Origin of the sequence: Mycobacterium sp. 134 (assembly GCF_048282715.1) — a bacterium.
Classification (GTDB): Bacteria; Actinomycetota; Actinomycetes; order Mycobacteriales; family Mycobacteriaceae; genus Mycobacterium; species Mycobacterium septicum.
The window spans coordinates 148102-166132 of the sequence record NZ_JBLVUN010000001.1; the positions used below are offsets into that span (position 1 = coordinate 148102).

Genomic DNA, 18031 nt, shown 5'->3' on the forward strand with positions numbered 1-18031 from the left:
GCTGCTGTGGTCCAGTCGGAGTGGGTGTGCCGTAGCGATCAGAGCGGTGGTCATGCGGGCATCATCCCGCCGGCGACGACGGGTCGAAAGACGGGGTACGCCAAGGGTTGTCCGTGTTTGTCGACGGCCACGGCCCAGTTCGCCAGCCTCCATCCTGCGGCCTCGATCGTGCCTATCACGCGGGCTGTCTCCTCGGTGTTGGCGAGGCTGACTACCGGGGTGAACACCGCGGCGCCCACCTCCCTCGCCGCCCGCGCCGCCGCGAACTGCGCTACTGCGGCGTCCATCTCACTATCAGCAGTCATCTTTGGCTCCTCAGTTGGCAGTGTCGTCGGATGTAGCGGTGAACGGGGCGTAGGTGTAGTAGTCACGGGACCAGGTGAAGCGCACCTGATCACGACGGGTGGGGTCGGCCCAGCCGATCAGTTCGTCGAGAACGGTGTGCCAGTGCGGGGAGAACCGTGGACTGCGAGGGTTCATCCGGGCCAACGCAGTCAGGGCACGGTCGAGGTCCAGAGGAGCTTGGGCGCGCGCCAAGGTTGCGATGAGGCGTTCCACAGCGACAGGATCGGCGTCGACCCGGCGGGCCCAGCTGCCAATTCCGGTGCCCGCGTAGCCATAGCGGACATCACGCAGACCGGAGTGGAATACGGCGAACGCTTTCCCCGTCAGCCCCCACGGCGTGTATTCGGTGTCATCGGCATCTTGGGTGAGCGCGATGACACGGGGGTCGATCACGCCGGGATGCCAATTCATCAGCGCCCCGATGGTGCGCGACGCATGCGCGGCCGCGAGCCGGCGGATGAACCGCTGCTCCCGGGTCAGTTCCCGCTCGGCACCGGCAGTCGTGGTGTCTGTCATCAAGAGTCCTTCCGAGGCTTCTTGGCTGCCACTACGGGGTGCGGCGGCAGGGTGCTGGCCTTTCTGGCGGCCACACGTCCCGCCGCAACCACATGGGTGGGGGCGAATTGCCGTAGCGCAGAGCCGTTGGCACGTTCCACCACGGCGGCGACGCGCCGGCGCGCTTCCTCCAGCGGGTAGAGGCCGCGCGCCGCGGCCGCAGCGATCGGTTCCAACTGCGCGGGCAGCGCCGAGTACTGCGACAGCCGGCCGACCAGGCTGGCTGATTGCTTGCGGTCGGTGAGCCCGGCTGCGGTGGCCAGGGAACCGAAATAGGAGCCGTGGTTGACGAACGCCTCATTGATCAGCTCGGACACAGCGACGACGTCGACGCCTGGGGCCGGCACCGGGAAGGATCCGGCGACGGGCCCGTCGACTCGCGCTTGGTAGGAGCCCAGGCCTGCGATGCGGAACACCGCGGCATCGGGCAGGCCTGCTCCGGCCGCTGTCGTCATGATCGTGGACTCGGGTTGGCCGACCGCCAATGCGGTGAGAAGTTGTCGCCACGGCACCCGTTCGACGTGAACGCCTTGAATGGTGGGTGGGGCGCTTTTCGTCTTGCGTTCGAACACTGCGTGAGGGAACAGCTCGGCTTCGTGTTGCGGGGTGTAGTCCGTGCCTTCTTTCGGTTCGGGCCATCGCAGCCCGTCGCAGATCATCACTTCTTGCACGGGATCGGCGGGAAGCAGGTAAATGGACCGGGAAGGCCAAGTCAGGGCGTCGAGAACACCGGTCGGGCGCCCTTGGACCGGCGGGTAGGCACCAGGGTCAGGCCATCCGAAGTGGAAGGTGCCAAGCGGCCGGCCACCGGCCAGCTGGGCGTTGACGTCGACGGTGGAGGCAAGCCGCCCGGTATCGACCCACATGAAGGCACGGTTGGTGCACACCGCAGATTTCGCCGAGCATGGCTCTTTTCCGTACGCAGCGGCCGGCCACTGCTGGATACCGCCGACGGAGAACGCCTGACGCATCAGCAGCAACCTGGCCGCCGCAGCGGGAGTGAAAGTCACCCCGGACAGAGTGTGGAACTGATTGACTGCGGTAGACCCGTTGCCCGCCAACACATACGACTGCGCCGACAGCGGCCGCGTTGATCGATCGAGGTTGACGAACCGTGCCATATCGATGTTCTGACCGAACGGCCGCAACGCGGAGAACAAGTCGAATCGGTCGGCATGCACGTTCAGCCACCGCTGCGGGGAAAGCTGCTCAGCAGCCGCAGCAATTTTGATGGCCACCAGCAGGCGCAGGATCGCCGCATCTTCAAGAGTGTCACCAGAAGCGAGATCTATGACGTCGGCGGCGAACACGGTCGTGAGGCTGCGATGGTCCATACCGTTGTCGGTCAGGACGGGGATCCATGGTTGTTCGATCAGCGAGAACTCAACCATGCGGCTCCTGATAAGTGTTGATGTAGACCGTTAACGCCCACGTTCTGGCTTATCACGAAAGCTACACTACGAAACAGACGACCTTCCCGTTCCAAACCAGGCGATCTCACTCAGACAGGATCCGGCCACTCGTGACCACCACCCTGCGCGACTATCAGCGTTCGGCGATCGACACCTGGCGTACGGTCACGACACACGGCGGATCCCGAGCCAGCATGATCCTGCCGACCGGCACCGGGAAGACGGTCGTCGCCGCCCATCTGCTTCCCGACGGCCACAAGACCAGAGTCGTGTTCTTCGTCCCGACAGTGGTCCTGCTCGAACAAACATGCCGGCACCTCGCCGCGGCACTGCCAGCGATGCGGCTCCTGCGGGTGTGCTCCCCCACCGCACCAGCACTCGACGATGCCGCCGACGAAACCTATACCGAATCTCAAGTCGCAGCTCGCGAACACATCACCGCCACTACCGATCCCGACACCATCGCCGACCACCTGCGCGCATCCGGGCCTGCCGCACTGGTGGCGACCTATGCGTCCTCACTCGCTGTCGCCGCGGCCGCAGAATCAACAGGGACCGTTTTCGACCTGAGCATCTGCGACGAAGCTCATCGCACTGCCGGCGCACCAGACAAGGCATGGGCGCTACCTGTGCGCGACGAGTTTCCCGCCCGGCAGCGACTGTTCATGACTGCCACCGCCCGCACCATCACAGTCCCGACGACACCGTCGGCGACCGCAGCGATGGCTGAGATCGGCTGGGATGAAGCCGATGTCATCTCCATGGACTCACTGGAGACCTACGGACCGCACATCAGCCCGCTTTCGTTCCGGGACGCAATCGATGCGGGATACCTCTCCGATTACAACATCGCGGTCATCGGCATCACCAGCCACCAGGCGCGCCAGCACCTGCGCAATCTGCTCGCCGACACCAGTGCCAACTACACACTGACCGACGCAGCAGCCCATCTCGCACTGGCCCGGGCCACCAGCACCCACCCCCACATCCATTCCGTACTGGCCTTCCACAACCGCATTGCAGCCAGCCAACTCTGGACCGATCGCCTTCCCGGCGTGTACAGCGCCATCAGCGGCACAGTTCCCGCCCGACTCATCGAAGCGGTGCATATCGACGGGGCAACAACGCCACAAGATCGCGATGCCGCGTTGGCCGACCTGGCCAACCCCGGAGACCGCTTGTGCGTCGTCTCTAACTGCAGAGTGTTCTCCGAAGGCGTAGACGTTCCCGCCCTCGATGCGGTGCTGTTCGCCGCGCCACGCACCGCCGGACCCGACATCGTTCAAATCGTCGGACGAGCAATCCGGCCACACCCCAACGGCGCCCACCACAAGGCACTCATCATCGTGCCGGTGCTACTGGCCAGCGACGCTGACGACAGCGCAGCAGACCTCGCCGCCGCACGAACGAGCCACCTGGCGGCATGGCGGATCCTCACCTCCCTGGCCGACCAGGACGAACTGCTTCACCAGTCACTACTGACATGGCGTTCCACCACCCATGACCACGGCGACACCCCACGAAACGGGCCGCTCGAGATCGACATCCCTGAAGGCCTAGATCTCATCGCACGTGAGGTTTTCCTGCGCACCATCGACCGGACAGTCCCAACCCACCTACGCACCGCGGCCTACCTACGCGACTACTACGCGGTCCACGGACACGCCAACCCTCGCAGCTCAGCAGTGTTCCGCCGATTCCCCATCGGCACCGCGGTCCGCGCAGCGCGCGCCGCACACCGCTCACGATCACTGCCCGCACGGATCGTCGCAGAGTTCGACGAAATCCCTGGGTTCGCGTGGCGCACAGGACAATCCCCTACGCAACGCAGCGCTGACGACTGGATCAGCCTGATCAAGCACTACGTCACCAAAACCGGCATCCACACCATCGACCGGTCTTCATTCGTCACCGATCCCGCCACCGGCGCCAGCGCTCGAATCGGGCAGTGGTACCACACCAAAGCGCGCCGCAAAAACTACCTGACCAACACCGAGCAGCAACGTCTAGCCGAGATCCTCAAGACCTGACACGCGCACCAGCCTGCCGCCGAACCGGCTCGATCGACTGAGGCCACAGGAATTCCGGAATCCCTTGCCGCTCAGAAGACACGGCCACCGCCGACGCCGAGGACGAATCCGTGATCGCCAAAGGTCTGGCCGCCGGCGATGACACAGGTGGTCAACCGCCGGTCCCCCACGGCACATGTCGCGCTCTCGAAGGAGATCTTCATCCCGACCGGCAACACTTTGTACGCTCCAGGGGCAACAGGAGTTTCATGCCAGCCTTGCCCATCCAGATTGCTCACGGTGTCCGAGCTCAAATCGCTCTTCAGCAGTTCTCCTGGCGACCCGAAACTCACTACCCGGGCAGTGTTGAGATCGGCGACCCCCGATAGCGGCCCGGTGCATTGCGCCATATCCCAGCTGGACCGAGCATTGTGAGTCATGGTGCAGTGCAATCCGTCTGGGGTTGAGAACCGTACACCGCTCGTTCCGTAGCCCATCTCTGACCGGTAGTCCTCGGAGTTCACTGCGGCATAGCCCGAAAGGTCAGGCACACCCGGCGTTGACGACGCCACCGGTGCCGCAGTCAGGCCCAGCACCGCCAGGCCGGCGGCCACCAGTGTCGACGAGCGACTCCACCGGTTACCCATCCCCACGGCCCATTCCCGCCTCGTCGTGCCGGCGGAACTCGGCCGCTTTCACTGCGAGCAGCTCCACCAGGTCCTGCGGGAAACCCGCGATGCCCGGCGCGAGGTCGACCGGCGCCCGATTCCCCTCAGTGCGCGTCGGATCGGCATGGTGATCGAGCAGCAGCCGGATCATCGACCCGTCAGGACAGGTTCGGCGCCGCCGCATGACCGCCACCCATAGCGGGGTGTTGCCCCACACGTTGATCGGATTGACGCCAACACCGCGGTCCAACAGCGCCTTAGCGAACACCACATTGCCGCGGTGCGCCGCAATGTGCAGCGGTGTCATCCCCTCCGGACCGGCAGCCTCGACATCCGTCCCAGCGGCGAGCTCGACACTGAACGTCTCTGCATCGCCGTAGAGCACCGCACGGTGAATCGCCTTCATCGGATCGACCTTCGGCGGCCGGCCACTGCGCGCCATCACCGCAGCTGCTCAGGCATCAGCCAGCCCAACGATCTGCGACCCGGGAAGGATCGCGACCCGACTGCCGTCGCGCATCTTGCCGACCTTGACGACCTGGACTTCGAACGTTGTGTCGGCGTCCACAGAGAACTCGACCGCACCGCCCCGAGCGAAGATGTAGTCAGCTACCGCCACAACGGCGGTTGCGGTGACATCGTCATCCTCGATCTCGACGACTTCGTCCAGCCCTTCGTTGAGAATGCCAACGCATATCTGGCCCGCCTGTTCGTCGAAGACGACGCCCAGCTTGCCTTTCTCCCTCTCCTCGACCACTCCAATCCCCCTCTCTCGACGACCCCCGGATTTCACCTATAGGTCGAGCTCAAGTGCCACGTAACCGTATGTGTACAGCACCTCGGTACCACCGTGAAACGACTGCACCGGATTGTTGTAGGTGTGCCCGTGCAGCAACCAACGAGGACGGTGCCGATCCACCCACCGCCGCAGCGCGGCGATACCCACATGCGACGGATCCGCACCATCGTTGATCCCGACCGGCGGGCAATGCGTGATCACCAACTCCGCAGCCGGCAACCCCTCGATCGCCGCCGCGTACTGCTCTTCGGTGAACAACACGTCCTTGACGTCCTGCTTGTAACGGACACAGCCCTGCACAGCGAGCATCGACACCGGCCGCTGACCAGGCACACGCAACGTCCCGTGACGCGCCGGCAGCGTGCGGTCGCCCACCAAGTCAACGATCCCGTTCTTCGGCATGTAATCAGTCGTGCAGTGATTCCCGTACACACCAGCCGTCAGCGGGGCGCCGGCCCGGGCCATCACCGCCGCCAACGGTGCCGAGTAATCCCCCAAGGACAGCAGTGCATCCGCGCGGTACCGCTGCACCAGCACCGACAGATCTAGGTGACCGCCGGAATCCGTGGGCCACCCCTCGGTGGTGTCAGACACAACAAGCAAGCGCATCAGCTATCCACGCCCCTGCACCAGTAGCTCGTCGCCGACGTCTCCGCGACAGCGCCCCAGCAAGCCCGGGGCGCCTCACCGTCGGCTTGGGCAAATCGACCTAGTCGCCCGCGCAGATCAGCGCTCACGAGACAGGGCGCCAGTTCGCTCGATAGACCTCGTCCACGCCTATCGAACGCCACTCGGCGCGCGCGACCGGGTCGAGCTGTCGTCCAAACGCCTCGCGCTGCTCGGGATTCATGGTCAGCCATGCTGTCCGTTTCTGCCTCATGCTCATCCGTCTAAAACGGAGCTGCTCCTTCGTCTCGCAGTCCAGCATCTTGCGTCGTCGCGGTTCGCGCTTGCCGTACCAGTCGATTAGCACCATCAGGCTGAGCCATACCACGGCCCCAGCAAGGGGAAGCGCGCCGACTCTCATCAGGATGTCGATCTGCTCGTCAAATCCCGCAGCTTCCCGTGCGATGTAGACATCCATCACTCAATATCCTTCCCCGGCACCGTCATCAGACCGTCACGGTGCATACCCTTGGCACTTCCTCGACTACGTCGAGATAGAGAATCGGCCCGGCTGTGCACTGTTCGATTTCCGTACGGCGCAGCCGCGCTGGCTCGAATCCTGGGATCGGCCCTTCCACCACCATCGGGTCGTCATGCCAGAAGAATCCGGTGGTGACGTACCACCCTGGCTCCAGTCCCGCTGTCCGGGCCCGGATCCGCTCTGCTCGCTCGGGCTCACCGTCGGCGATCGCTGCCGCCTCCGTCGGTGGGCGTCGTGCAAGCGCTTCGTCGACGTACAGCTGCAACACCACGCTGCCATCGTCGCCTTCCAGTGTGCTCCATGCGGCCTCATCCGTCCGCAGGCCGATGTAGCCGAACACTTTCCAGCAGTCTGGATATCTCAATGCCCGAGCCCAGACTGCGCCGGCGTCGTCCAGCGACCCGACCACGGCACCGATTGGCAGACCGGTGAATTCGTCGTAGCTGAGCGGCGTAGTCGTCAGATTCTCGCTGTCAGGCATGTTCACTGGTCCCGCGTGGCGCCGAACACCGCGGCCTCGAAGGCGCCCTGTGAGATCAGGGCTGTCCGTGTCGTCGCAGAGGCGTGCCATTCGATCGTGACACCAAGCTTCTGAGCACGCGAGATCAGTGACCGGTACCGACGAATCCCGGTCTCGTTCGTGCCTCCGTTGACCCCGTCGCCGCGTAGCGTCGCCCGGGCAGTGGCGTTGGCTCCGTACACCTTCACGCCGGCCGACTTCGGGAAGCTGGAGGCGAAAGCGATTGCATCGTCAGGCTCATCGAAGCTGGCGGTCGCCTGCCAGCCCCAATCGGAGCCGTAGACGGCGAGCGTTGCGGTGGCGGGCAGCAGGGGCGTCGTCATGCCTCAAACCATACAACGCCACGTTGTATTGGGCAACGCGGCGTTGCAATGTTGCCTCATCGCGAACCACAGAGTCCCCCTATGTCAGGTGCGAGTGGTCGTCGTGTTCCCAGCCCGGCCGCTGATCACCACACAGCTTGGCGAGTTTCTGCGGTTCGGGTGCTCGGTCACACCGGTTGGAGTGCGGCCCGTGCAGCCACGCAACACCGCCATGCTCGCCGCAGTGGCGTGACGTGTCGTATTCCGGCGGAAACAGTCTGCAAGCGGTCATCCTTGCCCCCCCGTTGCGTTAAGCGCGTCGGCGCGACGCTGCGCGGCTGATTCGCTTCGGAAAGTGATGATCCGACCCCGCGGGCCGTAGTTGCATGGGGCCGTCTTGAGGTACTCCAAGGCGCCCTGGTTGACCCGTGTCACGTACCAGGCTCGGCCCCACCGTTCGGCTTTCCACATCAGGCGTCCTATGTTCGCTCGGCAATCATCGGGTCACGCGGCACCCGAATGGGCAGGAGGGGCCGACGCCTACCCACACTCGCATCGGGAGACCACACCCGTCGCACACAGTCGCAGCGTTGCCATCGCAGTTTTCAATTGGCATGTCGTTTCCTTATGTGGTGCTGCTGGTTGAGTATTGGAGAACGATCCCTGGCCGATGCACAGGGCAGAGCGTGTTCAGATTTACGTGGTAACAACGGTTTCCCAGCGGGGCGTAGTACATCAGTTGCCCGCATCGTGGACAGAGCATCGCTGGCCCGATGCTCATAGGTCGTTCGTGTCGCCAGGGCAGCCCGCGTTCCCGCGGTCTGCGCACTCCTCCGCCGAGAGACGGGCGATCCACTCGCCGTCCTCGAGAACAGGTGGTCTCGGCGTCTGGCGCAAGCCCTCCGTAACCGATTCCTTGGTGATTCCTCGGGCGCGCCGGTCTGCCTCTGCCTGGCGCTGCGCCTCATGGCGGGCAGGGAGACTTGCCTTAAATTCGGTCCACTCGGCGTCGCTGTCGCCGCTCTTCCGGTCGGGTTCTTCTGCCATGCGTGTTTCCCTTGCTCTGCTGTGCAATCTCATGAGATCGGTTGTGGGGGTGAGGTCATCGAGCGAGAGTTGTCAGCGGCGGCTTGTGGCCGATCGCGGACGCTGGTCGCTCGTGGTTCGCCTTCAGCCCGCAATTCGCGCATCGCCAGCGGGTAGCGAGTAGGTTGGCGAAGTTCGCCCGGCAGAACGCATGGCGCATCACCACTTCCTCACGTCAGCCCGGCGCGGGCTTTCAGCCTCGTCAACTCAACTGCAAGCTTGTCTCGGTACGCCACGTTCTCTTCCCGATCCGGCTGGCCGACACTGGCTGTGGCGACGTCGCAAGCGTGCTTCCACTGGTCTGTCAGGTCCGCGATCTGCTTGCCGAGCTCACTCATGTGATCCTCCAGTCGGTTGCTGACGACTCTGCGTCTGGACGGCTTGTCGTATTGAGCCGTGCATCGCCCACTAGTGCGACACGGTGTCCGGTTCAGCATCCTGGGCCTGAGTTGGACGCGTGATCCATCGGAATTGCGGTACGTCGTATTGGCCTAGCGCCCCCGCGCGGGCCATCTCGCAGCTGTGTTCTCGAAAGAAGTTCGAGATGTGACTCAGATGCCCGGGCTCTGCGGCGTAGTTGCCGGCCAGGAATGCCGCGGCGGCGCTCTCAGCTTCACTCTCAGTGAGACCGGTACCGAGAGCTTGCGGGCGGTTAGTGAACTTCTCGGTGAAGAAGATCAGCGTTCCCGTGACCGCCGGGTCCGGGGTCACATTCGTCCACGTGCCAGGGGCGAGGTATTCGATCGCTTTTTCAGCGGTGCACATGACGCCCGATTCCTGGTCCCGCCACGTGTCCAGCTGCGCAACGCGCAGGACACCGCTATCTAGCAGTTTGACGCTGTCCCACCGTTGGGCTTGGCCGTTGACCGTAGCCTCACACGACCCGAAGTCCACTGTCATCTCAATCTCCTTGTCTCCATTGCTCGTACGCTTATCCGGCCATCCGCGAAGGACTCTCTGCGGCGAATCGCACGAACACGGCGTCGACGTAAGGATCATCGTGTTCTCCGTCCTCGGTGTGGGCCCTATCAGTCATCCACACCCGCCCCCTGCCTCGGTGCGAGTTTCGAAACAGGGCGGCCGGGCGACGACAACTTCACTCTCGCCTGGCCCAGCCGGCGGCTTCGCTGTGATCAAGTCCGCGTCAACGCCTTGCTCGTGAAAGACTGCGCCCATCACGCCTACAGTCGTGCGAGTGTCGAATAGCACTCCTGGCACAGCGAGATCCTCAGGGACGAGCGCGATCACCGTCATCATGCCGGTGTAGATCGCCTGCTGATAAACGCGTTGAACACCGCCAGGAGAGGTCCAGAACAGTACGTCCCCAGGCTGCGCAACCTGCCCCGCGGGAAGCCGCTCGCAGTACTCCAACTGAGCGTCGAGCGTTCTGCCGATATCAGTGCCAGTAGCGGCGTACACGACGTAGCGGACGAGGCCGGCGCGGTCAAACCCACCATTGGTCGGTCCGTCCAAATCCCCACCCGCAAAGACATACGGCAACCCCAGGTATCCGTACGCGATCTCGACGGCGGCCTCACCGACGGATTGGCCACTCATGTCCCCACGCTTCCTAGTCACTGCGTCGTCGATCCGTCCTCTGGACTGTCGACGCGTCGAGGCGTAGCACTTCAGCTGCGCCGCCGTCGGCGGCGGCCTGCGCGCTCGATTCCGATAGGAATTCGACGCGGGCTGCGCCGCCGCAGGCGTAGACGGCCGCTCCGGCGGCGACCTCACCTCGAATCAGAATGTGCGCGCCGCCGCCTGCAGCGCCGATACGCGCGGCGGTGTGCACGCTGCCCATGATGTCGATCCGCGCACCGCCGCCCTTCGCGATCAACCATGCGTTGCGGCCGACATCTCCCAGTACGAGGATTCGTCTCGTCGGACCCACAATCGCATCGTCAGGGATCCACTTCGCGATCACCTCGCGATGGTCGCTGCGCACACACCAGTCTCCAACCGCGGGCAGCTCCGCCGACGACGTTTCCTCGATCAGCTTGTCGATCTCGCGCCGGCGTGGCCACGTTCGCTTGCCACGACGTCGCGGCTGGTGCTTTGCGCCTGTTCACTACTCGTCGAACTCGCACGTCCACCGGTGCTCCGCCACGGCCACCACTTCCCCCGTCTCCGCGCCGTCAGTTCAGCCACGGGGGCGTTGGACTCCGCCACAGAGGCGTGTAGATCCGACAACGCCTGGGCCTCAGCCCCGTTGATCGTCCTGCCAGAAGGGAGGACGATCTTCGCTGCAGGGTCGATCGTGGCTCCGGCCAGCATCTTCATCAGCGCAGCGTCGGCTTCGTCAAGCCCGCCTACCGCGGCCCAGCTGATCGGCGCGGCACCGGGCGCCAACTTCGTCGGATCAATCCAGCCAAGGAAATCGGGCCCCGAACTGACGCTTCCAATCGGCTGCACCTGCCCCGACACCAACACCGTAGCGTTGCCCAGCGTCATCAGCAGGCGGTCTGCGAACACTCCCACATCACCCGCCCGCAACTGGTTGGGCGCCACAATAATCCGCTCGTCATCGATCGGCGTTCCCGGCGGCGGCAGCACGATGTTCTGCTCCGCATACGACTCAGACAAGCTCTTTCCATCCAGATGCGCACGGATCGCCGCCGCAGACTGCGCGCTGCGCGCCTCAGCACTGACGCCGTCAAACTGATCGCCCATCATTAATCCCCTTGTAACACTTGCTCGTTAGGTGGTTGCGCCTCTGTGTGTGTAACACTGCACCCTTTGGCTAGTGCAGCATTTGACTCAGCCCTGCGAACATTCCCGCGCGACGAACACGGTGCCGAACCATCATCCGCCGCCCAGTTCGATTGCCTCATGGTGCGGCTCAGATGTAGTCAAGGATGAAGTGGGCAGCGCTGCGGACCCCTTCACGTTCGGCAGCCGAGGGATTGGGGAGCTGCGTGATGAGTTCTGTCAGGAGGAATTGGCGGACCTCGTCGATTCCTCCCTGCTCGGCGGCTGCGACGGCCTTCGTGAAGGTGTTGGCGGAGGCTTGGTGCTTGATGACCTGCTCAGCCGCTCGGCGCGCGGATTCTGCGGCACCGCGGTGAGTGTCCATCGCGGCGTTGACGAGCGCGTCGCGGTCGCGGCTTTCCGCTTCGGCCAGGATGTTGAGCATTATCCTTGCGGCGTCGGCGAACTCGGCCGTGCGGTCCTGCATGGTGGCGGTCATCCTGGGCCCCCCTCGAAACAATGTGTGATGACTATAGTCTACGTTCGATGTGCTCTATAGTCAACATGTGGAGATCGACCCCCAACGACTGACCGAAGTCGGCGCACGCCTGCGCGCGCTGCGAGAGGACCGCGCCGAGAGCCAAGTCGACGTTGCGACGGCCGTAGGACTGCACCGCACGTACCTGGGCCGACTTGAGAACGGCCAGAAGAACATCACGCTGAGCGTGCTGTACAGGCTTGCCGATCACTTCGAGGTTCCGGCGGCCACACTGCTGCCAGACTGATCCCCAACGCGATCCGGCCCAGGACTGTCGGCCGGCGCCGCGGCGACGCCCGAATCACCCTGTTGCCCTTTGCCTGTCTTCTTCCGCTGCGCCCAGCGTTTCGCCTTAGCGCCTGCGGTGATCTCCTCCCCCTTGACTTTTATCCAGCGCTCCGCTTCCAGCCACGCTGATTGAGCACGCGCGTCGTCGACGTCCCGGAAGATCGTGTTGCCGGCCGAGTCGCGGATATCGGCGACGAGGTCTTCCCATCGCGGACGCCGGCCGTCGTTGGCCAGGCGGAAGCGTCGCACAGCAGTCGCGACCCGACGACCCACCGGCCCCGGTGGTTGATATCGGGACGCGAAGAACGCCGGGCCCGCACACAAACTGCGTGTCCGACCCATATCCCATGCCAACCACCCCCGGCGGCGCGCACACGTCATCGCAGCTTCGAAGTCTCGCCCACGCCGAGGCAGTTCGAGTTCTTTACGGGCCTGTTCGACCGCCGCACTGTCGGACATTTCAGCCCAGGTGGGACCGGTGGTGTGGGACTGCCAGAATTCGTCCACCCAAGTGGAGGCAACGCGACCGAAGCGGTCAATCTGCTCATCTGACCACACCGGACGGGGCACATACGGCCGGCGATGCGCCGTATGAGCGCCCACGGCCAGACGTGTCGGCACCTGCCCCTTCCTCAGCAACACCATCACGACCTGAGCATCATCGGATCCAGGCTCGGGCAACTCCAGTGCCTCACGCTCCGGCGACGCCGGATTCAGTGCCTTGTGCAGCAGATCCCGGCACGCATCGGAGTCCATACCGACAGCTCCCAGCCAGGCCTCGATAGTCCACACAGCCACATTCCTTTCATTGCCATGGCCTCGCCGGTCCTGAGCAGCGTCGCCATCACCGCCGACGTGCACGCCGCTTATCCGCATCGCCCATCACCCGCCACCGCAACACCCATCGCTGGAACCAGCTGACGTCGCTGGAGAGCTCTTCGAGCTGCTCGTCGGACAGCCCGCTCGGCTTCCCGGACGCGTCGATGCCGGTGATGAGCACCAGCCCGCGCAGTAGCGGCAGTGACCGCGCCGGCACCCCGGCCGCGGTGATCAGCCACAGAATGGCCATCTGGTTCACTTTCATCCCGGCCGCATCGGGGCTGAACCAGAATGCGATTCGGCCTTGGCTGCCGGTCAGCGAGTCCACCGGCCGCCCAGCGAAGACCTCGTCGATGACCTTCGGCGTCACCCGCACCAGGTCCACGCACTCATTGGCACCCACCCGGACCGCGATCGGCGCGCCCTGCGCAACCAGCAGCATGTCCGCGTCGCTGAGCTCCCCCGTCATGCACCGACGATAAACCCGCACGAACGCGATATCCCTGCCTCCGGCTCTGCGTCCTCTCCGACACCACTCGACTGGCAGGCGCCGCGACGGGCCCACACCACGGCACCAGGCCCCGGGGGCAAACGCCCTACCCGGTGCGGCCGATCGCGGCGGGGGAACTGCCATCTCCGCAGCGCACAGGCCCCATCGCCGCCGACTTGCAGTGTTCTCGATACTCACATCTGACGGCAAATCATCAGGTGAACACTCTCTATTTATCCAGTTCGCGGCACCTAGTTGTGACACTCCCGATTGTTATGATTTGCAGCATTGAGCGGAGGGGAAATCCACCATGAGCGACGTCCAACACCCGCAGAGCCACGAAACGACCCCGGACACCAGCACCATCCCGAACGCCGCGGCCATCGCTGGCGACCTCGCCGAAGCCATCGCGTTCGGCCAACCCTGGATAGTGCAGGACCGCCACCACAGCGGCACCGCGGTGGCAGTCAAAAAGTGCGGCGGCCGCGAAGACGAGATCGCCTGGGACTACACATTCGCTGACGGCTCAGGCGCCTACTGCAACCCCGACGCGTTCATCGACCGCTTCACACCAGTCGCCCCGATGGTCCCGCTCACCACCGCACCACCGCCTCAACTCAGCGGCCCCCGGGCAGATGAGGTGCAAATCGCCCTCTGGACGGCCCTGGCCACACCACTGGAGGTTCACGGCCCAGCCTCCGCCTACACCCGCATCGAAGAGCTCATCGAGCAACTCGACGATCGAGCCGACGCATTCCTCGACGTACTCGCCGCATTGATCGCCGAACGCACCACGACGAGCACCGATGACCGTCCTTGACCTCGACGCCGCCACCCCCAGACCAGCACCGAACCACCTCCAGATCGAAGAACCCACGATGAGCGAACCAGTAACCATCCCCGCGGCCGGCGACCAGCCCGACTACACGACCACGGGCCACCCCATCTCCGTCGTGCTGCGCCCCCACCAGCAGGCCGCCTACGACCAAGCCACCGGACACTTGAGCGAGCACGATCGCGTGACCGTGGTCATGCCCTGCGGCACCGGCAAAACCCTCGTCGGGCAACGGATCGCACAAGAGCAGGCCCGCCATGGACGCTCAGCGATCCTCGTACTGGTTCCCACCCGGCCCCTGCTCAAGCAGACGATGCGCGCGTGGATACGGCACAGCCCCCGGCCTCTGCGCCCGTTCGTGTTCTGCGACGACACCATCAGCCCCGAGGAGAACATTCAGGCGCCCGTCTCGACGAGCCCTCAAGCACTCGCCGACTGGATGGCGCACACGCTGCACGACATCACCGGACCCAACGGCCCCCAGGTCGTCGTGTTCGCCACCTACACATCCTCCCCACGGATCGCCCAGGCCCACGCCGAGTTCGGGCTACCCGCATTCCACAGTGTCGTGGCCGACGAAGCGCACTGCTGCGCAGGCAAATTCGATGCCGCGTTCGCCACCGTGGTCGACGAAACCAAAATCTGTGCCGCGGTCCGAATCTTCCTGACCGCCACCCCACGCGTGCGCCGCTCCTCCGACAGCACCGCCTGGTGCATGGACGATCCCCGCGCATTCGGCCCGATCGTGGCCCCCCTGGGCGTCCAACAAGCCATCGACGCACGGCTGCTCTCGGACTACGTGGTGGCGGTCGTGGCGATCACCGACGCCGACGTACGCGCAGCCATCACCGACGAACACCGGCCCGTCCAGGTCGGAGCCAAGACACTGCCCGGCGAGCAGGTCGCCACCCAACTCGCCCTCAACGCGGCAGCCAAAACCTACGGGCTGCGACGAGTCATGGTGTTCCACAACACCGTTGCCACCTCCAAAGACTTCGCCAACACACTCGAAGAGGTCATCGGCGATGAACTACCCGGCCTGATCTCGATGCACGTCGACGGATCCACTACACCCACCCAACGCGCGCAGCGACTGTCGGTCCTGGCCGAGCCGGGCCGCGACAACTGGGCGGTGCTATCCAATGTCCGCTGCCTCGGGCAAGGCATCGACATCCCCGCGATCGACGCAGTCCTCTTCGCCTCACCCCGCAGCTCAGCCATCGACATCACACAATGCATCGGCCGTGCACTGCGCTTGGACCCCGGGCGTGAAGACCCAGCAGTGATCGTCCTGCCGGTTTTCGTCGACTCCGCCGGCGACATCGCCGAGCAGGTCAAATCCTCCAAGTTCCGCCACGTCTACCGAACCCTGCTCGCCCTGGCCGACCACGACACTCAACTGGCTGCCGAACTCGCCTCACGCGGCCGCGGCCGCCGCGGCGGCACGCGAGGGGGCCGCGGCGCACACGACAGGTTCGTGGTGCTCGACGCCGCCGGCGCCCCCGCCGCCGCGCAGCTACGTGACGCCGTGACCATCCGCGCTCTACGGATGCTGACACCGGGCTGGGACTACGGCTACGAGCACCTCACCAACTACGTCGAGGACCACGAAAATGCTCGTGTCCCCCTCGGCTTCGTCACCAAAGACGGCTTCCCACTGGGACTGTGGGTGCGCGGCAACCGCAATCGTCGCCGCCAACTCGCCGACGATCAGGTCGCCAAGCTCACCGAGCTCCCCGGCTGGGCCTGGAACGCCCACGACGCCGCCTGGGCGGATGCATTTGAACGGCTGCAAGCGTTCACTGCCGAGCACGGTCACGCCAACGTCCCCGTCGGCCATCAAAGCCCCGATGGGTTCGCCCTGGCCACATGGGTGGCCGCCCAGCGCAGCGACGAACGCCAAGGCATCCTGCCCGAGAATCGGCGCGACACGCTGACTGCGGCGGGATTCTCGTTCACCCCCATGACCGACCGACGAAACGAACGTATCACCGCCGGACTGGACGCCTTGACAGCGTTCCACAGGGAGCACGGCCACAGCAGCCCATCCCAAAACCACATCACCGCAGATGGATTCCGCCTCGGCAGCTTCTGCCACTCGGTGCGCCGCCGATACTTCGCAGGTGCCCTCACCGAATACGAAGTCAGTGCACTGCAAGCCCAACCCGGTTGGGTGTGGGACGTCTTGGAGGCTCGCTGGCAGGCCGGACTAGGTGAACTCGCACAGTTCCACGAGAGCTTCGGTCACGTTCATGTCCCACGCAGCTATGTCAGCCCGTCCGGTGAACCGCTGGGCAAGTGGCTGCACAATCAGCGCTACGCCAGCCGAACCAACACCCTGGCAGCCCACCGCCGCGCCGCCATGGAAGCACTCGACCCCCAGTGGGACAAACCGCTAGCGCGGCCACGACTGGCAGGAGCGTCCAACCATGGCTAAAGCCGCTGCCCAGCCTGCGCCGCCCATTACGCGTGACACCTGCGCCGTATGCCAGGGACCCATCACGCACTATCCCCGTAGATACGACGAGGTTGCACCAAATACCCTCAGCGTCAACGATGATGACAGGTGGTCGCACGATCGCGTGTCCGACTGGCTCCACCAGCCCCACCGGGCCAAGCCAGGCACCTCGCGAACGGGCCGCAGCCCACGTCCTTGATCCTCACTACGACTCAGGAGCCTTCGCATGACGCAAGTCGCCGCGGCTTACAGCACAGCCGCCAACACACTGCGCGTGGCCGCAGACTTACTCGCCACCAACCCCGACGATCCCGAAGCGGTCGCCAACGCCTACCGCACCACCCTCGGTGTCCTCACAGGACTCAGTGCCACGCGCAGCGCAGAGGTCGGCGCCTCTTGGGATTCGCTGTACAGAGAAATCAGCAGGGCAGGCACCATCACCCCAGACAGGACCCGCGAAATAGCCCGCCTGTTCAGCATCCTCGCGCAGAACTTCGATGCCGGGACCGACCAGTCCTCCGCATTCCCGATCGGGGGCAACGGATGGTTTGGTGGGGACGGCCGGCCAGGGAGCAGCCTGTCATGATGCACCTCGCCCAGGACCACAACGAGACCCCGGTCTGTCGCGCCCCTACGGGCAGCCACGTCCACGTGTTTTAATCGCCCCATGCGGGAGCCTTTCATCGACCCCAGTAGTGCTGACGATGAGTGGTTGGCGACGATCGGCGACATTGCTGTCTCGGAGCATTGGATATCAACGCCAATTGGGCAGTTTCCGATCCGTGGCACCAGGTGGACTGTCACGGATATGTCCACCACCGAAAGCTACCTGTCGACCACTACGGTGGTTCTCGCGCTCGTATTCTCCCTGATCTGCCTGCTTGGCCTATTTCTCCTGTTGATGAAGAACGAGCGGCAGGTTGGGTTTGTTCAGGTCACCGTCGAGGGCAACGGATTCTGCCACTCGACCACGATTCCGGTGACACACCCTCAAGAAGTCCTCGGCATCAACGACGAAGTCGAATACGCGCGGGAATTGGCCGGGTAGCCGCCCCCGTTAACCGCGATCGCG

24 protein-coding genes are annotated in these 18031 nt (G+C 64.6%); 6 read left to right on the plus strand and 18 right to left on the minus strand.

Annotation, left to right across the window (positions count from 1 at the left end; all coding sequences use genetic code 11):
• Window positions 1-50 precede the first annotated feature (50 nt).
• The 3 genes from ACNQVK_RS00835 to ACNQVK_RS00845 are packed head-to-tail and all read right to left on the minus strand — an operon-like array spanning window position 51 to window position 2291.
• Window positions 51-305, minus strand: coding sequence for a hypothetical protein (locus ACNQVK_RS00835; RefSeq protein WP_418028204.1), 255 nt, complete (start codon window positions 303-305; stop codon window positions 51-53).
• A gap of 10 nt (window positions 306-315) precedes the next feature.
• Window positions 316-861, minus strand: coding sequence for a type I-E CRISPR-associated protein Cse2/CasB (locus ACNQVK_RS00840; RefSeq protein WP_418028205.1), 546 nt, complete (start codon window positions 859-861; stop codon window positions 316-318).
• The gene (locus ACNQVK_RS00845) at window positions 861-2291 is read right to left on the minus strand and encodes a type I-E CRISPR-associated protein Cse1/CasA (RefSeq protein ID WP_418028206.1); all 1431 of its coding nucleotides are present in this window, start codon (window positions 2289-2291) and stop codon (window positions 861-863) included. The genes ACNQVK_RS00840 and ACNQVK_RS00845 overlap by 1 nt, the downstream gene beginning before the upstream one ends.
• A 131-nt stretch (window positions 2292-2422) precedes the next feature.
• Between ACNQVK_RS00845 and ACNQVK_RS00850 the strand changes: the two genes are divergently transcribed.
• Window positions 2423-4342: a DEAD/DEAH box helicase family protein gene (locus ACNQVK_RS00850; protein WP_418028207.1), complete on the plus strand. Its 1920-nt coding sequence runs from the start codon at window positions 2423-2425 to the stop codon at window positions 4340-4342.
• A gap of 71 nt (window positions 4343-4413) precedes the next feature.
• Here ACNQVK_RS00850 and ACNQVK_RS00855 read toward each other — a convergent pair whose 3' ends face one another.
• The 13 genes from ACNQVK_RS00855 to ACNQVK_RS00915 form a co-directional block, all read right to left on the minus strand.
• Window positions 4414-4974 carry a hypothetical protein gene (locus ACNQVK_RS00855; protein WP_418028208.1) on the minus strand — a complete coding sequence of 187 codons (561 nt, stop codon included), beginning with the start codon at window positions 4972-4974 and terminating at the stop codon, window positions 4414-4416.
• Complete coding sequence (locus tag ACNQVK_RS00860; protein WP_418028209.1) at window positions 4961-5395, minus strand: ankyrin repeat domain-containing protein; 435 nt, start codon at window positions 5393-5395, stop codon at window positions 4961-4963. Before ACNQVK_RS00860 ends, ACNQVK_RS00855 begins: the two co-directional genes overlap by 14 nt.
• 48 nt (window positions 5396-5443) lie before the next feature.
• Complete coding sequence (locus tag ACNQVK_RS00865; protein WP_418028210.1) at window positions 5444-5746, minus strand: hypothetical protein; 303 nt, start codon at window positions 5744-5746, stop codon at window positions 5444-5446.
• 36 nt (window positions 5747-5782) lie between these two features.
• Window positions 5783-6397, minus strand: coding sequence for a metallophosphoesterase family protein (locus tag ACNQVK_RS00870; protein WP_418028211.1), 615 nt, complete (start codon window positions 6395-6397; stop codon window positions 5783-5785).
• A 124-nt stretch (window positions 6398-6521) separates the two neighbouring features.
• Window positions 6522-6872 carry a hypothetical protein gene (locus ACNQVK_RS00875; RefSeq protein ID WP_418028212.1) on the minus strand — a complete coding sequence of 117 codons (351 nt, stop codon included), beginning with the start codon at window positions 6870-6872 and terminating at the stop codon, window positions 6522-6524.
• A gap of 28 nt (window positions 6873-6900) precedes the next feature.
• The gene (locus ACNQVK_RS00880) at window positions 6901-7416 is read right to left on the minus strand and encodes a hypothetical protein (protein ID WP_418028213.1); all 516 of its coding nucleotides are present in this window, start codon (window positions 7414-7416) and stop codon (window positions 6901-6903) included.
• Window positions 7417-7418: 2 nt separating this feature from the next.
• Window positions 7419-7778: a hypothetical protein gene (locus tag ACNQVK_RS00885; protein ID WP_418028214.1), complete on the minus strand. Its 360-nt coding sequence runs from the start codon at window positions 7776-7778 to the stop codon at window positions 7419-7421.
• Window positions 7779-9013: 1235 nt separating this feature from the next.
• Window positions 9014-9181: a hypothetical protein gene (locus ACNQVK_RS00890; protein ID WP_418028215.1), complete on the minus strand. Its 168-nt coding sequence runs from the start codon at window positions 9179-9181 to the stop codon at window positions 9014-9016.
• Window positions 9182-9251: 70 nt separating this feature from the next.
• Window positions 9252-9743, minus strand: a complete 492-nt coding sequence (locus ACNQVK_RS00895; protein ID WP_418028216.1) for a hypothetical protein — start codon at window positions 9741-9743, stop codon at window positions 9252-9254.
• 132 nt (window positions 9744-9875) lie between these two features.
• On the minus strand, window positions 9876-10400 hold the full coding sequence (locus tag ACNQVK_RS00900) for a C40 family peptidase (protein WP_418028217.1): 525 nt from the start codon (window positions 10398-10400) through the stop codon (window positions 9876-9878).
• 13 nt (window positions 10401-10413) lie between these two features.
• The gene (locus ACNQVK_RS00905) at window positions 10414-10788 is read right to left on the minus strand and encodes a hypothetical protein (protein ID WP_418028218.1); all 375 of its coding nucleotides are present in this window, start codon (window positions 10786-10788) and stop codon (window positions 10414-10416) included.
• A 47-nt stretch (window positions 10789-10835) separates the two neighbouring features.
• Window positions 10836-11513, minus strand: a complete 678-nt coding sequence (locus tag ACNQVK_RS00910; RefSeq protein WP_418028219.1) for a hypothetical protein — start codon at window positions 11511-11513, stop codon at window positions 10836-10838.
• A gap of 169 nt (window positions 11514-11682) precedes the next feature.
• A complete protein-coding gene (locus ACNQVK_RS00915) occupies window positions 11683-12030 on the minus strand; it encodes a hypothetical protein (protein WP_418028220.1) in 348 nt (115 codons plus the stop codon).
• Window positions 12031-12097: 67 nt separating this feature from the next.
• On the opposite strand from ACNQVK_RS00915, the gene ACNQVK_RS00920 reads away from it, so the two are divergent.
• Window positions 12098-12316 carry a helix-turn-helix domain-containing protein gene (locus ACNQVK_RS00920; protein WP_418028221.1) on the plus strand — a complete coding sequence of 73 codons (219 nt, stop codon included), beginning with the start codon at window positions 12098-12100 and terminating at the stop codon, window positions 12314-12316.
• Here the strand turns inward: ACNQVK_RS00920 and ACNQVK_RS00925 are convergent.
• Both ACNQVK_RS00925 and ACNQVK_RS00930 read right to left on the minus strand, forming a co-directional pair.
• The gene (locus ACNQVK_RS00925) at window positions 12277-13155 is read right to left on the minus strand and encodes a hypothetical protein (RefSeq protein ID WP_418028222.1); all 879 of its coding nucleotides are present in this window, start codon (window positions 13153-13155) and stop codon (window positions 12277-12279) included. The genes ACNQVK_RS00920 and ACNQVK_RS00925 overlap by 40 nt on opposite strands.
• Before the next feature lie 46 nt (window positions 13156-13201).
• Window positions 13202-13645, minus strand: a complete 444-nt coding sequence (locus ACNQVK_RS00930) for a hypothetical protein (RefSeq protein ID WP_418028223.1) — start codon at window positions 13643-13645, stop codon at window positions 13202-13204.
• A gap of 331 nt (window positions 13646-13976) precedes the next feature.
• Between ACNQVK_RS00930 and ACNQVK_RS00935 the strand changes: the two genes are divergently transcribed.
• The 4 genes from ACNQVK_RS00935 to ACNQVK_RS00950 all read left to right on the plus strand — a co-directional run bounded on the left by ACNQVK_RS00935 (window position 13977) and on the right by ACNQVK_RS00950 (window position 18007).
• Window positions 13977-14486 (plus strand): hypothetical protein, encoded by a 510-nt coding sequence (locus ACNQVK_RS00935; protein WP_418028224.1) that lies wholly within the window; start codon window positions 13977-13979, stop codon window positions 14484-14486.
• A complete protein-coding gene (locus tag ACNQVK_RS00940; protein ID WP_418028225.1) occupies window positions 14473-16938 on the plus strand; it encodes a Helicase associated domain protein in 2466 nt (821 codons plus the stop codon). Before ACNQVK_RS00935 ends, ACNQVK_RS00940 begins: the two co-directional genes overlap by 14 nt.
• Before the next feature lie 247 nt (window positions 16939-17185).
• A complete protein-coding gene (locus tag ACNQVK_RS00945) occupies window positions 17186-17545 on the plus strand; it encodes a hypothetical protein (protein WP_418028226.1) in 360 nt (119 codons plus the stop codon).
• Between the two features lie 81 nt (window positions 17546-17626).
• Entirely contained in the window at window positions 17627-18007 is a 381-nt protein-coding gene (locus ACNQVK_RS00950) for a hypothetical protein (RefSeq protein WP_418028227.1), read from the plus strand.
• The last annotated feature ends 24 nt before the right edge of the window (window positions 18008-18031 follow it).

Excerpts from the sequence above, each read along its gene's own strand:
- ACNQVK_RS00870 (WP_418028211.1), bottom strand. The coding sequence starts at position 6,397 with ATGCGCTTGCTTGTTGTGTCTGACACCACCGAGGGGTGGCCCACGGAT.
- ACNQVK_RS00895 (WP_418028216.1), bottom strand. The coding sequence starts at position 9,743 with ATGACAGTGGACTTCGGGTCGTGTGAGGCTACGGTCAACGGCCAAGCC.
- ACNQVK_RS00950 (WP_418028227.1), top strand. The coding sequence starts at position 17,627 with ATGCGGGAGCCTTTCATCGACCCCAGTAGTGCTGACGATGAGTGGTTG.
- ACNQVK_RS00840 (WP_418028205.1), bottom strand. The coding sequence starts at position 861 with ATGACAGACACCACGACTGCCGGTGCCGAGCGGGAACTGACCCGGGAG.
- ACNQVK_RS00915 (WP_418028220.1), bottom strand. The coding sequence starts at position 12,030 with ATGACCGCCACCATGCAGGACCGCACGGCCGAGTTCGCCGACGCCGCA.
- ACNQVK_RS00860 (WP_418028209.1), bottom strand. The coding sequence starts at position 5,395 with ATGAAGGCGATTCACCGTGCGGTGCTCTACGGCGATGCAGAGACGTTC.
- ACNQVK_RS00890 (WP_418028215.1), bottom strand. The coding sequence starts at position 9,181 with ATGAGTGAGCTCGGCAAGCAGATCGCGGACCTGACAGACCAGTGGAAG.
- ACNQVK_RS00875 (WP_418028212.1), bottom strand. The coding sequence starts at position 6,872 with ATGGATGTCTACATCGCACGGGAAGCTGCGGGATTTGACGAGCAGATC.
- ACNQVK_RS00885 (WP_418028214.1), bottom strand. The coding sequence starts at position 7,778 with ATGACGACGCCCCTGCTGCCCGCCACCGCAACGCTCGCCGTCTACGGC.
- ACNQVK_RS00880 (WP_418028213.1), bottom strand. The coding sequence starts at position 7,416 with ATGCCTGACAGCGAGAATCTGACGACTACGCCGCTCAGCTACGACGAA.
- ACNQVK_RS00945 (WP_418028226.1), top strand. The coding sequence starts at position 17,186 with ATGACGCAAGTCGCCGCGGCTTACAGCACAGCCGCCAACACACTGCGC.
- ACNQVK_RS00835 (WP_418028204.1), bottom strand. The coding sequence starts at position 305 with ATGACTGCTGATAGTGAGATGGACGCCGCAGTAGCGCAGTTCGCGGCG.
- ACNQVK_RS00910 (WP_418028219.1), bottom strand. The coding sequence starts at position 11,513 with ATGGGCGATCAGTTTGACGGCGTCAGTGCTGAGGCGCGCAGCGCGCAG.
- ACNQVK_RS00900 (WP_418028217.1), bottom strand. The coding sequence starts at position 10,400 with ATGAGTGGCCAATCCGTCGGTGAGGCCGCCGTCGAGATCGCGTACGGA.
- ACNQVK_RS00930 (WP_418028223.1), bottom strand. The coding sequence starts at position 13,645 with ATGACGGGGGAGCTCAGCGACGCGGACATGCTGCTGGTTGCGCAGGGC.
- ACNQVK_RS00935 (WP_418028224.1), top strand. The coding sequence starts at position 13,977 with ATGAGCGACGTCCAACACCCGCAGAGCCACGAAACGACCCCGGACACC.
- ACNQVK_RS00940 (WP_418028225.1), top strand. The coding sequence starts at position 14,473 with ATGACCGTCCTTGACCTCGACGCCGCCACCCCCAGACCAGCACCGAAC.
- ACNQVK_RS00845 (WP_418028206.1), bottom strand. The coding sequence starts at position 2,291 with ATGGTTGAGTTCTCGCTGATCGAACAACCATGGATCCCCGTCCTGACC.